This is a genomic window from Pseudomonas mosselii, assembly GCF_005796105.1.
Classification (GTDB): Bacteria; Pseudomonadota; Gammaproteobacteria; order Pseudomonadales; family Pseudomonadaceae; genus Aquipseudomonas; species Aquipseudomonas mosselii_C.
The window spans coordinates 962,137-976,486 of sequence record NZ_VAUO01000001.1 but is presented as its reverse complement, the minus strand read 5'-3'; the positions used below and the strand labels follow the sequence as shown (position 1 = coordinate 976,486).

Annotated in this window: 12 protein-coding genes; 3 read left to right on the top strand and 9 right to left on the bottom strand. The window is 63.4% G+C overall.

The window, feature by feature from the left end; translation table 11 throughout:
* The first annotated feature begins 43 nt into the window (after window positions 1–43).
* Complete coding sequence (locus FEM01_RS04265) at window positions 44–2,536, top strand: sensor domain-containing protein (RefSeq protein ID WP_138218021.1); 2,493 nt, start codon at window positions 44–46, stop codon at window positions 2,534–2,536.
* Window positions 2,537–2,600: 64 nt separating this feature from the next.
* Here the strand turns inward: FEM01_RS04265 and FEM01_RS04260 are convergent, their stop codons facing one another.
* Window positions 2,601–3,425 carry an aldo/keto reductase gene (locus FEM01_RS04260; RefSeq protein ID WP_138218020.1) on the bottom strand — a complete coding sequence of 275 codons (825 nt, stop codon included), beginning with the start codon at window positions 3,423–3,425 and terminating at the stop codon, window positions 2,601–2,603.
* Window positions 3,426–3,635: 210 nt separating this feature from the next.
* On the opposite strand from FEM01_RS04260, the gene FEM01_RS04255 reads away from it, so the two are divergent.
* Window positions 3,636–4,517, top strand: coding sequence for a DMT family transporter (locus FEM01_RS04255; protein WP_138218019.1), 882 nt, complete (start codon window positions 3,636–3,638; stop codon window positions 4,515–4,517).
* A 90-nt stretch (window positions 4,518–4,607) separates the two neighbouring features.
* On the opposite strand, the gene FEM01_RS04250 is transcribed toward FEM01_RS04255, so the two are convergent.
* The 5 genes from FEM01_RS04250 to ribBA all read right to left on the bottom strand — a co-directional run bounded on the left by FEM01_RS04250 (window position 4,608) and on the right by ribBA (window position 9,952).
* Window positions 4,608–5,756 (bottom strand): ABC transporter ATP-binding protein, encoded by a 1,149-nt coding sequence (locus tag FEM01_RS04250; RefSeq protein ID WP_138218018.1) that lies wholly within the window; start codon window positions 5,754–5,756, stop codon window positions 4,608–4,610.
* A gap of 19 nt (window positions 5,757–5,775) precedes the next feature.
* Window positions 5,776–6,585: an ABC transporter permease gene (locus tag FEM01_RS04245; protein ID WP_138218017.1), complete on the bottom strand. Its 810-nt coding sequence runs from the start codon at window positions 6,583–6,585 to the stop codon at window positions 5,776–5,778.
* A gap of 6 nt (window positions 6,586–6,591) precedes the next feature.
* Window positions 6,592–7,509 carry an ABC transporter permease gene (locus FEM01_RS04240; RefSeq protein ID WP_138218016.1) on the bottom strand — a complete coding sequence of 306 codons (918 nt, stop codon included), beginning with the start codon at window positions 7,507–7,509 and terminating at the stop codon, window positions 6,592–6,594.
* Window positions 7,506–8,531 (bottom strand): ABC transporter substrate-binding protein, encoded by a 1,026-nt coding sequence (locus tag FEM01_RS04235; protein WP_138218015.1) that lies wholly within the window; start codon window positions 8,529–8,531, stop codon window positions 7,506–7,508. The genes FEM01_RS04240 and FEM01_RS04235 overlap by 4 nt, the downstream gene beginning before the upstream one ends.
* Before the next feature lie 305 nt (window positions 8,532–8,836).
* Entirely contained in the window at window positions 8,837–9,952 is a 1,116-nt protein-coding gene (gene ribBA, locus FEM01_RS04230; protein WP_138218014.1) for a bifunctional 3,4-dihydroxy-2-butanone-4-phosphate synthase/GTP cyclohydrolase II, read from the bottom strand.
* Window positions 9,953–10,030: 78 nt separating this feature from the next.
* Here ribBA and FEM01_RS04225 point away from each other — a divergent pair, with 78 nt between their 5' ends.
* On the top strand, window positions 10,031–10,324 hold the full coding sequence (locus FEM01_RS04225) for a DUF1330 domain-containing protein (RefSeq protein ID WP_138218013.1): 294 nt from the start codon (window positions 10,031–10,033) through the stop codon (window positions 10,322–10,324).
* Between the two features lie 39 nt (window positions 10,325–10,363).
* Here the strand turns inward: FEM01_RS04225 and FEM01_RS04220 are convergent, their stop codons facing one another.
* From FEM01_RS04220 to FEM01_RS04210, 3 genes are all read right to left on the bottom strand, one after another.
* Window positions 10,364–11,344: a TerC family protein gene (locus tag FEM01_RS04220; protein WP_138218012.1), complete on the bottom strand. Its 981-nt coding sequence runs from the start codon at window positions 11,342–11,344 to the stop codon at window positions 10,364–10,366.
* A 148-nt stretch (window positions 11,345–11,492) separates the two neighbouring features.
* Window positions 11,493–12,800, bottom strand: a complete 1,308-nt coding sequence (locus tag FEM01_RS04215; RefSeq protein WP_138218011.1) for a substrate-binding domain-containing protein — start codon at window positions 12,798–12,800, stop codon at window positions 11,493–11,495.
* A 90-nt stretch (window positions 12,801–12,890) separates the two neighbouring features.
* Window positions 12,891–14,288 carry a purine-cytosine permease family protein gene (locus tag FEM01_RS04210; protein WP_138218010.1) on the bottom strand — a complete coding sequence of 466 codons (1,398 nt, stop codon included), beginning with the start codon at window positions 14,286–14,288 and terminating at the stop codon, window positions 12,891–12,893.
* Window positions 14,289–14,350: the final 62 nt, after the last annotated feature.

Genomic DNA, 14,350 nt, shown 5'->3' with positions numbered 1-14,350 from the left:
GGCATGCGCCTTTTCGTGCCCGTTGCAGGTTCAGGTAAATTCCATGTCGCTAGCTGCAAGTCCCGACGTCATGTACCGGCTGTTGATCCAGAGCGTGGTGGACTACGCCATCTACTTGCTCACACCTGACGGCTTCGTCGCCAACTGGAACCCCGGTGCCCAGCGCGCCAAGGGTTACAGCGCACAGGAAATCGTCGGCCAGCATTATTCGCTGTTCTACGTCGAGGATGAGCGTGCTGCGGGGGTGCCGGCGCGTAACCTCGAACAGGCCCGTAGCACTGGGCGTTTCGAGGAGCACGGCTGGCGCCTGCGCAAGGACGGCTCGGCGTTTCGTGCCCATGTGCTGATCGAGGCGGTGCATGACGATGAAGGGCAATTGGTGGGGTTCGCCAAGATCACCCGTGACTGCACCGAGCAGTATCGGGCGCAGCTCGCCCAGCGCGAGCAGGAGCGGCATTTCCGACTGTTGGTGCAGGGGGTGCGTGACTACGCCATCTACATGCTCGATACCCATGGCCATGTGGTGAATTGGAACGCAGGCGCCGAGCGGGCCAAGGGCTATCACCGCGAGGAAATCGTCGGCCAGCACTTCTCGGTCTTCTACACCGAAGCTGATCGCGAGGCCGGTCTGCCGGCGCTTAGCCTTGCGACCGCGCGCCTGGAGGGTCGTTTTCAGGCCGATGGCGTGCGCCAGCGCAAGGATGGTTCGTTGTTCTGGACCAGCGTTGTGATCGAGCCGATCCACGACGAAGACAGTGGCCAGTTGATCGGGTTTGCCAAGATCACCCGTGACATCACCGAACGCCGGCAGCAGGAACAGGAGCTGCTCAAGGCCAAGGAACTGGCCGAGCAGTACAGCCAGGAGATGACCAACCTGTCGCAGTTTCTTGACTCGGTGATTGCCAATATCCCTGCCAGTGTTATCGTCCAGGACCTGCGCAGCCGCCAGATTCTGCTGACCAACCAGCAGGCCGAGCGGCTGTTCGGGGGCCAGGGTGTGAGCCTGGTCGGCAAGCTGCCGCGCCAATGCTTGGCGCCGGCTGCCGCTAACTACCTCGAACAACAACTGGCCCGCGGCGCACGCAGCACCAAGGGCTACCGCGCCGAGACCCGGGTGGACACTGCCAGTGGCACGCGCACCTTGCGCAGCCGCGCCATGCTCTGTCAGAACCGCGAAGGGCAGAGCGACTATGTGCTGTTCGTGGCCGAAGACGTCACCGAAGAACTCGCCGCCCACGCCCAGATCCATCACATGGCCCACCATGATGCGCTGACCGGCCTGCCCAACCGCACCCTATTCAACGAGCGTCTCAAGCAGGCGCTGCTGAGCGGCGAGCACAGTGGCAAGTTGACCGCCGCACTGTGTCTTGACCTGGACAACTTCAAGAACATCAATGACACCCTCGGCCATGCCTTTGGCGACAAATTGCTACGTGCCTTGGGCAAGCGCCTGCGCCGTGAGTTACGCGAGCACGACACCCTCGCGCGTCTGGGGGGCGATGAGTTCGCCGTGGTGCTGGTAGGGCTGGACAACCGTGAAGCGGCCAGCAACACCGCACAGCGCCTGATCGAGTCGATTTGCCCACCATTCCTGATCGAAGGCCACCAGTTCACCGTAGGTGTGAGCATCGGCGTGGCCGTCGCACCGGTCGATCACGAACAGGGCGAGCAATTGCTTGGTTACGCCGACATGGCGTTGTACGAGGCCAAGCGCAACGGGCGTAACCGTTTCGAATGTTTCCATGTCGAACTGGACGTCGCCGCCCGCCAACGCCGCCTGGTGGAGACCGACCTGCGTACTGCGCTGCACCTGGGCCAATTGCAACTGCACTACCAGCCGGTCATCGACCCGCAGAACAACACCGTCACCGGCTATGAAGCGCTGATGCGCTGGGAACACCCGGCGCGCGGCATGATCATGCCCATGGACTTCATTCCGATTGCCGAGGAAACCGGGCTGATCCACGAGATCGGTGCCCGGGCCTTGAACCTGGCTTGCCAGGAGGCGGCCAGTTGGGACAGCGAACAGAGTGTCTCGGTGAACCTGTCGCCGGTGCAGTTCAAGAACACCGGGCTGGTGCATACGGTGGCCCTGGCGCTGGCCGATTCGGGCTTGCCGGCCAGCCGCCTGGAGCTTGAAATCACCGAGTCGGTGCTACTGGGCAACAGCGAAGAGAACGTGCGTACGCTGCGCGCGCTCAAGGACCTTGGGGTATCGATATCCCTGGACGACTTCGGTACGGGCTATTCGTCGCTCGGCTACCTGCGTTCGTTTCCGTTCGACCGGATCAAGATCGACAAGTCGTTCGTTCACGACATGTGCGACAGCCGTGAGGCGATGTCGATCGTGCGCGCGATCACGGAGCTGTCCAATAGCCTGATGATCAAGACCACGGCCGAGGGCGTGGAGTCGGCTGAGCAGATGCAGCGGCTGATGGCCGAGGGTTGCTCGAATTTCCAGGGGTACTTGTATGGGCGACCGGTGCCGGCCAGTGAGCGCCTGAAACAGGTAGGGCAGGTGGGGAGCGACGAGTAACCCGACCTAGCTCGCCGAGCCCGCACTCAGGCACTAAGGCCTGAAGGCGGGCGAGGGGCGGCGTTCAGCTATCCCATTGCGGCGCAAACTCAGGGTTCACCACGCGCCGATCTTTCGGCAAGGCCGCGATTGCCGCACGGTCGGCGTCATCCAGACGCACTTGCAGTGCCGCCAGGTTGGTCAATTGGTTCTCCCGGCTGCTGGCCTTTGGAATCACGGCTACGCCCGGCTGCTCCAGCAACCAGGCCAAGGCGATTTGGGTTGGCGTTACTGCATGTTTCTCGGCAATGGCGCGCACCGCCGCTTGCTCGGCCACTTGGCCCCGGGCCAGAGGCGTGTAGGCGGTGAAGGCCAGGTCATGCTGACGCGCGAAGGCCAGCAGTGGACTTTGATCCAGCAAGGCGTGGTATTCCACCTGGATCGCCGAGAGCGGTACGCCTAACTGCTCCACCACCTGGCGCAGCAGGCCTAGCGGGAAGTTGGCCACGCCGATGCAGCGTGTCTTACCCTCGTCGCGCAACTGCACCAAGGTTTCCAGGCTGCGGGCCAAGTCCCATTGCTGGGCAGGCCAGTGAATGTAAAACAGGTCAACTTGCTCGGTGCCCAAGGCGCGCAAGCTGTCTTCCAGGGACTGGCGCATGGCTTGGGGTTGCAAACGGTCCCACCAGACCTTGGTCGTCAGGTGAATGGCTTCGCGTGGCACCTGGCTGTCGCGCAGCGCCTGGCCGACGGCGGCTTCGTTGGCGTACGCGGTGGCGGTGTCGATGTGCCGGTAGCCCAGCTCCAGTGCCTGATGTACGGCGCGGGTACAGTCGCTGCCGGTCATCGGCCAGGTGCCTAGGCCGAGGGCGGGCATGTCGAGGCCTAGGCGAGTCGTGAGCCTGTGCATGGGAACTCCTTGTACGGATCTAAAACGAAGGGGCATGATCCACGATTACGCCCCGGCTGGCGGCGGGATGCCGCATAAAGTGGTCGATTAGCGCACAAAACCTAGTCGGCCAAGCACACTGCGCTGCGCGCACAATGTTCATCGGCGTCGATCTCTTCTAGAATCCGCGCATGCCCGCACGCCAAGTCCGGGCCATTGCCCGAGGGCCCCATGAGTTCCAGTACGCCGCTGTCCGGAGTCAACCAGCCGCTGCGCGGCATCGTGCTGGTGGTGGTGGCCACCTTCCTGTTCGCCAGCCATGACGGGTTGTCGAAATTCCTTGGCGGCCTTTACCCGATCATCATGGTGGTCTGGGCCCGCTACGTGGTGCATACCCTGCTGATGGCCGGGATCTTCCTGCCCAAGGCGGGCGTGGCGGTGCTACGTACCCGGCGACCGTTGCTGCAGACGCTACGAGCCCTGAGCCTGCTCAGTACCAGCCTGTTGTTCACTGCCGGCCTACAGTACCTGCCGCTGGCCGAGGCCACGGCGGTCAACTTCCTTGCGCCGGTACTGGTCACCGCGCTGTCGGTGCCGCTGCTTAAGGAGCGTGTCAGCGTGGGGCAGTGGGTGGCGGTAGTTCTGGGCTTTGTGGGTGTGTTGGTGGTGGTGCATCCGGGCGGCGCGATGTTCACCCCGGCGATTCTGTTTCCGTTCGGTTCTGCGCTGGGGTTCTGTTTCTACCAACTGCTGACGCGCAAGCTGGCGGCTTACGACAGCCCGACCACCAGTAATTTCTACGCAGGGCTGTGCAACACACTGGTGATGACGGCGCTGGTGCCGTTCTTCTGGCAGGTACCGCACTGGACGCACGTCCTGTTAATGCTCGGGCTCGGCGGCTGTGGGATGACTGCGCACCTGTTGCTGACCCAGGCGTTCCGGCATGCAGCGCCAGCCTTGCTGGCGCCGTTCAGCTATTGCCAGATCGTCTTTGCGGGTCTGCTGGGATGGATGGTGTTTGGGCACACGCCGGATGGGGTGAGCTTGGTGGGGATCGCGATCATCTGCCTGAGTGGGCTGGGCGCTGCGTGGATGCAGCGCAAGAAGGCCTAGCTGGGTGCTTGCCGAGGCGCTCGGCAAGAGGTTCGTCGGCACAGGTTCAGCGCAGGTTTCAACACCCTGCGCCTGGCCCGCGCCCAGGGCTCAGTGCGCCCCGGCGCCTTTGCTCAAATCGCTTTCTGCCCATTCGGTGTAGATGCAGGCATCGGCCACCGCCCAACGTACCTTGACCTTATCTCCCGGCTGCATCGGCATTCCCGCTGCGGACAGTGCCTTGACGGTCAGCTCCGTACCGCCTGGGGTCAGCACATGGCAGGTCTGGCTTTCGCCCAGGAACAATACCTCGCCCACGGTCGCGGTGACCTCGTTCCAGCCGGCTGGCAGGCTTTCACGAGCAGCTTGTTCTGCGGTCAGGGCCAAGGCCTTTTCCGGGCGTACCATGATCAGCGCGTCCTGCCCGGCGGCCAGGTTCGGTGTCAGGCGAATCGCCACCGGCTGACCCTCGAAGCTACCGGCGCCGTTCCCGCTGGCTTTGATGCGCAGGAAATTCGAGTTGCCCAGGAACGAGGCCACGAAGGCATTCGGTGGGTTCTGGTAGAGGTCGTAGCCGGTACCCAGGCCGACGATCTTGCCGTGGCTGAAAATGGCGATGCGCTGTGAGAGGCGCATGGCTTCTTCCTGGTCGTGGGTCACGTATACGATGGTGATGCCCAGGCGCCGGTGCAACTGGCGCAACTCGTCCTGTAGGTCTTCACGCAGCTTCTTGTCCAGCGCGCCGAGCGGCTCGTCCATCAGCAAGATGCGCGGCTCGTACACCAGCGCCCGGGCGATTGCCACCCGTTGCTGCTGACCGCCGGACATCTGCGAAGGGCGGCGGTGGGCGAACTTTTCCAGTTGCACCAGCTTGAGCATGGCGTCGACGCGTTTGGCGGTTTCGGCCGCGCCCAACTTGCGGATGGCCAGCGGGAAGCCGATGTTGTCACGCACGTTCAGGTGCGGGAACAGCGAGTAACGCTGGAATACCATGCCGATATCGCGTTTGTGCGGCGGCACGTTCACCAGCGATTGGCCATCGACCAGAATCTCGCCGCTGCTGGGGGTTTCGAAGCCGGCCAGCATCGACAGCGTGGTGGATTTGCCCGAGCCGCTGGAGCCGAGGAAGGTGAGGAATTCGCCGTCCTGGATCTCCAGGTCGAGGTTGTCCACGGCGGTGAAGTCGCCGTAGTGCTTGTTCAGGCCGCGCAGGCTGACCAGGGTCTTGGTGTGCGCGTTGTCTTTGATCACAGCACTCATTGTTATTGTCTCCGGGCACTCAGGCGTTGACTTCGGCGCGCCGGCGCAGGGCGGCGGCAATGACCATGACAAGAAGCGACAGGCCGATCAGCAGGGTCGAGGCGACCGCGATCACCGGGCTCAGGTCTTGGCGCAGGGTGGTCCACATTTTGACCGGCAGGGTTTGCAGGTCGGGGCTGGCCATCATCACGCTCAGCACCACTTCGTCCCACGAGACGAGAAAGGCGAACAGGCCGCCGGCGATCATCCCTGGGCGAATCGCCGGGAAGGTCACCTTGAGGATCGCTTGCAGGCGCGAAGCGCCGCAGATCACTGCTGCGTCCTCGATCGACTGGTCGAACAGCTTGAGCGAGTTGATGATCGAAATGATGGTGAAGGGCAGGGCAACGATCACGTGGCTGACCACGAACGCGAACAACGTGCCGGTGTAGCCCAGTTTGAGAAACAGCGCGTACACCGCCACGGCGATGATCACCAGTGGCACGATCATCGGCATGGTGAACAGCCCGTACAGCAGCTCACGCCCCGGGAAGCGCCCGCGCACCAGGGCGAAGGCGGTCGGCAGGCCCAGCAGTACGGCGGCGATGGTGGTCAGTACGGCGACCTTGAAGCTGGCCAGGGCGGCGTCCATCCACTCCGGGTTGGAGAAGAACTGGGCGTACCACTTGAGCGTCCAGCCTGGTGGCGGGAACACCAGCCATTGCGAGGAACCGAACGATAGCAGCACGATGAACACTACCGGCAGCAGCAGGAACGCCGCGATGACCCCGGTGGTCAGGTAAAGGCCGGTGCGCAGCGGGCGGCCCATGGCATTGGGGGACAGAAGCATGACGGATTACCTCGCGTTGCCAACCGGGGATTCCGGCTGCAGCTTCAGGTACAGGTAGAAGAGCACCAGGGTGATGACCACCAGCAGCGCTGCGGCGGCACTGGCCAGGCCCCAGTTAAGGAACGATTGCACCTGCTGGATGATGAACTCGGGCAGCATCATGTTCTGCGCCCCGCCCAGCAGCGCCGGGGTGACGTAGTAACCGAGCGACATCACGAACACCATCAACGCGCCGGAGAACAGCCCCGAGCGGCACAGCGGCAGGAACACTTTCCAGAAGTTGGTCCAGGGGCTGGCGCCGCAGATCGAGCCGGCTTGCAGCACCATCGGGTCGATGGCGTGCATGGTCGCCTGCAGCGGCAGCACGATGAACGGAATCATGATGTAGCTCATGCCGATCACCACCCCGGTAAGGTTGTGCACCATTTCTATCGGGGCATCGATGATGCCCATCGCCATCAACGCCTTGTTGATCACCCCCGAGCTTTGCAGCAGCACCAGCCACGAGTAAGTGCGTGCGAGCAGGCTGGTCCACATCGACAGCAGCACGATGTTGAGCAGCCAGCGCCCCCAGCCCTTGGGTACCAGGGTGATCGCCCAGGCCAGCGGGAAGCCCAGCAGCATGCTGATCAGGGTGACCAGGCCGGCCACCGAGAAGGTGTTGAACAGCACCCGTGCGTAGGCCGAGTTGGCGAACAGCTGCTCGTAGTTACCCAGGCCCGGTACCGGTTCCAGCACCCCGCGCAGCAACAGGCCGATCAGCGGGGCGAAGAAGAACAGGCCCAGAAAGAGCAGGGCGGGCAGCAGGTTGCGGCTGCCTTTCCAGCGTTGACCAAGGCTCACGCGGCGGCTGGCCGCGCCTGGAGCGCCGGTGCCCGAAGGGGCACCTTGCGCGTTGTGCAGGGCGTTGATAGCAACTTTCATTTGACCAGCCACTCATTCCAGCGGGCGGCGATGGCCGGGCCGTTCTTCGCCCAGTAGGCGAAGTCCAAGGTCACCTGGTCGCTGCCGTAGGCGGTGGGCAGGTTCTTGGCCAGTTGCGGGTCCAGGCGCCCGACGCTGTCGACGTTGACTGGCGCGTAGGCGGTGGCGTTGGCGAAATCGGCCTGGCCCTTGGCGCTGCTGGCATTGGCCAGGAACTTCATGGCCGCGTCCTTGTTCTTGGCGCCTTTGGGGATGACCAGGAAGTCGGCCATGACCAGGTTCTGTTTCCAGCTCACGCCCACTGGCGCACCGTCTTGTTGCAGGGCATACACACGGCCGTTCCAGAACTGCCCGAGCGAGGCTTCACCGGAGGCCAGCAGCTGTTGCGATTGGGCGCCGCCGCCCCACCAGACGATGTCTTTCTTAATGGTGTCGAGTTTCTTGAAGGCGCGGTCCAGGTCCAACGGATAGAGCTTGTCGGGGGCTACGCCGTCGGCCAACAACGCCAGTTCGAGCACGCCGGGGCTCGGCCATTTATACAGGGCGCGTTTGCCGGGATAGGTCTTGGTGTCGAACAGCGCGGTCCAGTCGACCGGCTTGTTGGCACCGAGCTTGCCTTCGTTGTAGCCGAGCACGAAGGAGAAGAAGAACGAACCGACGCCATGGTCGGAGACGAAGCGTGGGTCGATCTTGTCGCGCTTGATCTGGGTGAAGTCGAGGGGTTCGAGCAGGCCTTCGCTGGCGGCACGCAGGGCGAAGTCGGCTTCGACGTCGACCACATCCCACTGCACGTTGCCGCTTTCGACCATGGCCTTGAGTTTGCCGTAGTCGGTGGGGCCGTCCTGAACGACCTTGATGCCGGTGTCCTTGGTGAATGACGCGGCCCAGGAATCTTTCTGGGCATCCTGGGTGGTCCCACCCCAGCTGACGAAATTGAGGCTGTCGGCGGCCTGTGCGGCCTGACATGCCAAGGTCAGCAGGCTGGCGGACAGCACTGCGGTTACACGTTTGCTCAACAGCATGGTTACGCCCTCGTTGCTTTTGTTATTCGAGGCGGGGCCTGTGGTGCGCCCGCCAATAGTGTTCGGGGAGCAGCTATCTAAGTGTTGTCGCGCGGCCGTCTTGTGATTGTAGGTTCGGCCAAAGATTTCAAGGTCTACGGGATATCATATTATGGTATTCCAAACTTTTCGCAAGAGGGATGGGCGACCGGCCATCACTCTCTTGGGGGGGCGCAAGCGGTAAGCGGCAAGCTGAAAGAAAAAGCGGATCGCGTGGTGGCGCACACTTGCTTCTGTCTTGCAGCTTGCAGCTTGCAGCTTGTAGCTCAAGCCTGCGGTTCGAACGGGATGCTCTGCACCACTTCCAGCTCGTACCCTGCCAGCCCCGCATACTTCAGCGGCGGGCCGAGGTGGCGCAGTTTGCCCACGCCCAGGTCCTGAAGAATCTGCGCCCCGGTGCCCACTTCCGAATACACCTTCGATTGGCCACGCTGGTACGGGCGCACCGGCTGCGTCAGCTGCGGCACGCGCTCGAGCAACGCTTGGGACGACTCGTGGTTGGCCAGGATCACCACCACCCCGGCACCCTCGGCGGCAACCTTCTCCAGGGCTGCCCACAAGGTCCAGTTGGCGGGGCCGGCATACTCCGCACCGACCAGATCGCGCAGCGGGTCAATCACGTGAACCCGCACCAAAGTGGGGTGGTCGTGGCGAATCTCGCCCATCACCATGGCCATGTGCACGCCACCTTCGATACGGTCCTCGTAGGTAACCAGGCGGAAGGAGCCGTGCACGGTGGGCAGTTCGCGTTCACCGATGCGCTTGATGGTTTGTTCGGTGCTCAGGCGGTAGTGGATCAGGCCGGCGATGGTGCCGATCTTGATGCCATGTTGCGCCGCGAACACTTCGAGGTCCGGGCGACGGGCCATGCTGCCGTCGTCGTTGAGTACCTCGACGATCACAGAGGCGGGCGTGAAGCCGGCCAGGCGCGCCAGGTCGCAGCCCGCCTCGGTGTGACCGGCGCGTGTCAGCACGCCGCCTTCACGGGCACGCAGGGGGAAGATATGGCCCGGTTGCACGAGGTCTTCGGGGCGCGCGTCAGGCGCCATCGCCGCAGCTACGGTACGTGCCCGGTCGGCTGCGGAAATGCCGGTGGTGACGCCGCTGGCGGCCTCGATGGAGACGGTGAAAGCAGTGCTGAACACGCTGCCGTTGCTCGGCACCATCTGCTCCAGCCCCAGACGCTGGCAATGCTCGTCGGTCAGGGTCAGGCAAATCAGGCCGCGCGCCTGACGGGCCATGAAGTTGATGGCCGCCGCGTCGCAACGCTCGGCAGCGATCAGCAAGTCACCTTCGTTTTCACGGTCTTCGTCATCCACCAGCAGGACCATCTTGCCTTGCCGGTAGTCCTCTAAGAGTTCTTCGATGCTGTTGAATGCCATGCTGCACGCTCGCGGTGGTGGAGTGGTTTTTATGGTATACCATCATACACAAATATCCCTGAAGCAGGAGTACGACGCATGAAGGCCTATTGGATCGCCCACGTGGATGTTAGCGACCCCGAGCAGTACCAGCAGTACACCCAGCGCGCCCCTGCGGCGTTCGTTGCCTTCGGTGGGCGCTTTCTGGCCCGTGGCGGGCGTAGCGAAGCGATGGAAGGACGGGTCACGCCTCAGCGTAGCGTAGTGATTGAGTTCGACTCCTACGAGCAGGCCCTGGCGTGCTATCGCTCAGACCTTTATCAGGAGGCTTGCAAGCACCGGCAGGGGGTGGCCAAGGCCCAGGTGATCATCGTCGAGGGCATCCAGCCCTGAACGAGGGGGAGGGCCGCTTTGCGGCCCCCTTTCAACCGGCTATTGCGGCTGCCGCCGTGTGCGCAGCAGCGACAGCACCACGCCACCGAGCAGCAATCCGAAGGTCACCCCCAGCGACACCTCTGCCGGTACCTTGCCGACCATCCCATGCCAGAAGATCTTGCAGCCGATGAAGATCAGCACCAGCGCCAGGGCGTACTTGAGGTAGACGAAGCGGTGCATCAACGCCGCCAAGGCGAAGTACAACGAGCGTAGGCCAAGGATGGCGAAGATGTTCGAGGTGTAGACGATGAACGGGTCCTGGGTGATGGCGAAAATCGCTGGCACGCTGTCGACCGCGAACACCAGGTCGGCCAGCTCGATCAACACCAGCGCGAGGAACAGTGGCGTGGCGTAGCGCACGCTGCGGCTGGCCCCAGGCGGTGTCAGACGCACGAAAAAGCGTGGGCCATGCAGTTGGTCGGTAACACGCATGTGCCGGCGCACGAAGCGCAGCACCGAGTTGTTGGCAAGGTCGGGATGGGCGTCGGCCTTCGACAGCGCCATCTTGATCCCGGTGAACAGCAGGAACGCCCCGAACAGGTACAGCACCCAGGCAAAATGCTGCACCAGCGCAGCGCCCACGCCGATCATGATCGCCCGCAACAGCACCACCCCGAGAATGCCCCAGAACAGCACCCGATGTTGGTAGCGGCGGGGGATGGCGAAAAAGCTGAAGATCATTGCCATGACGAACACGTTGTCCATCGACAGCGACTGCTCGACCAGAAAACCGGTATAGAACTCCAGAGCCGCCTGCGACCCTAGCTCATGCCAGACCCATACGCCGAACAGCACTCCGACACTGAAGTATCCGGCGTACAGCAGCAGGCTTTCGCGCATTTCGATTTCGCGGTCGTGGCGGTGCAGTACGCCCAGATCGAGCACCAGCAGGCCCACGACGATGATGATGAACACCAGCCACAACCACGCGCTGGTACCCAGGAACGGGGTAAACAGAAAAGTGTGCAGAGCTGTCATGAGCCCCTCCTTGATTGTCGACGTTGCATCGCAACAGTGATTCCGACATGGCGGCGTTAACCGTCAGAGGGGCCCGGTATCACATAGATTCGAGCCTAGTCGTCCAGCGCGCGGCAGGGCGGTGCAGGGTGTTACATATCGTTTCCTGTCAGTACACCCAGACCTCCACCCGCTGGTTGCGCAGGCGCCCTTGCGCCCGCTCGTTGTCAGCCACCGGCCGCTCATCGCCCATGCCAATCACATCCCTCACCAATACCCCGGCGCGTGCCAGCTCGCGGCGCACCGCCATGGCCCGCAGGCGTGAGAGCAGGGCAGCGCGGCCTGGCGTTTCCTTGGGGTCGCCAAAGCCCACCAGAACAGCCTTATCGTTCAGCTTGCCGGCTCGCACGAGGTAGTCGCTGACCCGTTGCACATCACGCAGGGCCTTGTTGTCGAGATTGGCACTGCCTTGCTGGAAGCGGAAGTTCACGGTCAAGCGCTTGGCTTGGCCCGCCAGGGCCCGGTAGCGTGCGGGCATATCCGGCTGGGCAGGCATGGGCAATGCGCGCACCTGTTGAGAGACGAACCCTTGTTCAGCGACGATAGCCTGGCCCGCCGGACTCTGGGCGAAATCAGCCAGCGCTCGGGCCAGGGTGCGGGGATGCTCGGGTAGGTAGAAGAACAATCGGCGCGACAGCGGGTAGTCTTCGCTGGCGACCAGTGCAGGGCTGGGTGGCAGCGCAGTGGCATCGCCTTCGCCGACGGCCAGCACCTTGGCCTGGTGTACCGAGGCCAGGCCGCTGAAACCGATGGCTTGGCGGTCGCCTTCGACCTCTTCGGCCAGGTCATCGGCGGACTCGAAACGTCGCGCCTGGCTCGACAGCTGTCGCTGTTGTGGGTCGAGCACCAGGGCCTTGAATGTCTCGAAGGTCCCCGAGCGATCGTCGCGGGCGTACACGTGAATAGCCCCGCCTGGCACGCCCAACTGTTCCCAACGCTGCACCTGGCCTGCGAACACCTGCGCCAATTGCGCGATGCTCAGTTGGGTCAGAGGGTTGTCGGGATGCACGATCACCGCTACACCGTCCAGGCCGATTACCTGCTCGGTATTTGCACCGCGCAGGTTGCCCAGTGCTTGCAGTTGCCGCACTTCCTGATCGTTGACTGGCCGCGAGGCGGCGGCCATGTCCGCCTCGCCAGCGGCCAGGGCGGCGAAGCCGGTGCTTGAACCATGCGCGGCAATCTCGATGCGCAGCGGCTGGTTATTGCGGCTGCGGGCGCGGATCAGCGTTTCGTTGGGCTGGGCGCCAGGCAGGGTCTCGATTGTGCTGGCCCCTTGCGCGTGCAGCATGCCACGTACCAGTGCCGGGCCCAGCGCGGCACCAATGGTGTTGGAGCCCTGGATGCGCACTTGCGCAGTCTCAGCGAGGGCCAGCATGGGGAACACGAAGAGCGTCGCGATAAGCAGGCGGTGCATGCCGAAGACCTGTGGCGCAGAGTTACGCTGCAGATTACGACAGTAGCGTGACCGTCGGATGACAGGGCGCCTGCGTCGTTCAGCCTTCGCTCAACGCCCCTCGGGCAGGATAATCCGTGCTGGCGCCTCGGCTGCCCGGCGGCGGGCGACGCAGTAGTACAGCACGCTCGGCACCACCAGACCGATCAGCCACGACACATCGACGCCTCCCAGATGCGCCACCAGGGGCCCGGTGTATAGCTTGGTGTCGATAAATGGCATCTGTACCAGTACGCCGAGGGTATACACACCGATACCCGGCCAGTTCCAGCGCCCATAGCGGCCATCCGGGTCGGCCAGTGCCGGGATGTCATAGCGCTCCTTGGTGATGAAGTAGTAATCCACCAGGTTCACCGCACTCCACGGCACGAAGAAGGTCAGCAGGAACAGAATGAATGATTTGAAGGCACTGAGAAACGCATGTTGGCCGAGCAGCGCGACCAAGGTGGCCGCCCCGACGATCCCCAGCACGAACACCAGGCGCTGCGTCCGGCTGATCTGCACATGGCCACGGAACCCGCTGATGATGGTGGCGATGCACATGAAGCTGCCGTAGCTATTGAGCGTGGAGATGGTCACTTTGCCGAAGGCGATGCACAAGTACAGCAGTGCCGCCGTGGTGCCGGCACCGCCCAGCCCGACGATGTAGGCCACTTCGCGCCCCGAGAACTGGCCGCCGGCGATGGCGGCGGCGAATACCCCGAGGATCATCGAGGCCTGGGCTCCGAGCACTGAGCCCAGCCCAGTGGCGAGGAGGGTCTTGAGCGGCGACGTGTTGCTTGGCAGGTAGCGCGAGTAGTCTGCCACGTACGGGCCGAAGGCGATCTGCCAGGACGCTGCCAGCGACACCGCCAGCAGGAAGCTTGCCCAACTGAAGTGGCGGTTGTCGAGCAGTTGGCCGATGTCTGCCAGCATCAGGATGCGGCTGAACAGGTAAACGAAGGCAATGATGCCCAGCACGCTGGCCACCCGGCCGATCCAGTGGATCACCCGATAGCCGGCCAGGGTCGCCAGCACGATCACCGCGGCGAAGATCAGGATACCGGTGCTGTCGCTGACACTGAGCAACTGGCCGATGGCCTGGCCTGAGAGCACCGTGCCGGTGGCGGTGAAGCCCAGGTACATCAGGCACACCAGCAGCATGGGGATGGCTGCACCGTACACGCCGAACTGCACGCGGCTGGAAATCATCTGGGGTAACCCCAGGCGCGGACCTTGGGCGGCGTGCAGGGCCATCACCGCACCGCCGATCAACTGGCCCAGCAGCAAGCCGATCAGCGACCAGAACACATCGCCGCCCAGCACCACGGCGAGGGCCCCGGTGACGATTGCGGTTATTTGCAAGTTGGCCCCCAGCCAAAGCGTGAACTGGCTATAGACGCGCCCGTGGCGCTCGGATTCGGGGATGTAGTCGATCGAGCGCCGCTCGATCACAGGTGTGCTGGACATCGGCAAAGGGCTCCGCTTCGTTGTTTTTGTCAGGGCGGCGGTGATCGGCAGGGCGATGACCT

What these genes read in the sequence shown, in the direction of transcription:
- FEM01_RS04235 (WP_138218015.1), bottom strand. Translation starts at nt 8,531, where the DNA reads ATGCTGTTGAGCAAACGTGTAACCGCAGTGCTGTCCGCCAGCCTGCTG.
- FEM01_RS04250 (WP_138218018.1), bottom strand. Translation starts at nt 5,756, where the DNA reads ATGAGTGCTGTGATCAAAGACAACGCGCACACCAAGACCCTGGTCAGC.
- ribBA (WP_138218014.1), bottom strand. Translation starts at nt 9,952, where the DNA reads ATGGCATTCAACAGCATCGAAGAACTCTTAGAGGACTACCGGCAAGGC.
- FEM01_RS04240 (WP_138218016.1), bottom strand. Translation starts at nt 7,509, where the DNA reads ATGAAAGTTGCTATCAACGCCCTGCACAACGCGCAAGGTGCCCCTTCG.
- FEM01_RS04210 (WP_138218010.1), bottom strand. Translation starts at nt 14,288, where the DNA reads ATGTCCAGCACACCTGTGATCGAGCGGCGCTCGATCGACTACATCCCC.
- FEM01_RS04245 (WP_138218017.1), bottom strand. Translation starts at nt 6,585, where the DNA reads ATGCTTCTGTCCCCCAATGCCATGGGCCGCCCGCTGCGCACCGGCCTT.
- FEM01_RS04225 (WP_138218013.1), top strand. Translation starts at nt 10,031, where the DNA reads ATGAAGGCCTATTGGATCGCCCACGTGGATGTTAGCGACCCCGAGCAG.
- FEM01_RS04255 (WP_138218019.1), top strand. Translation starts at nt 3,636, where the DNA reads ATGAGTTCCAGTACGCCGCTGTCCGGAGTCAACCAGCCGCTGCGCGGC.
- FEM01_RS04265 (WP_138218021.1), top strand. Translation starts at nt 44, where the DNA reads ATGTCGCTAGCTGCAAGTCCCGACGTCATGTACCGGCTGTTGATCCAG.
- FEM01_RS04220 (WP_138218012.1), bottom strand. Translation starts at nt 11,344, where the DNA reads ATGACAGCTCTGCACACTTTTCTGTTTACCCCGTTCCTGGGTACCAGC.
- FEM01_RS04215 (WP_138218011.1), bottom strand. Translation starts at nt 12,800, where the DNA reads ATGCACCGCCTGCTTATCGCGACGCTCTTCGTGTTCCCCATGCTGGCC.
- FEM01_RS04260 (WP_138218020.1), bottom strand. Translation starts at nt 3,425, where the DNA reads ATGCACAGGCTCACGACTCGCCTAGGCCTCGACATGCCCGCCCTCGGC.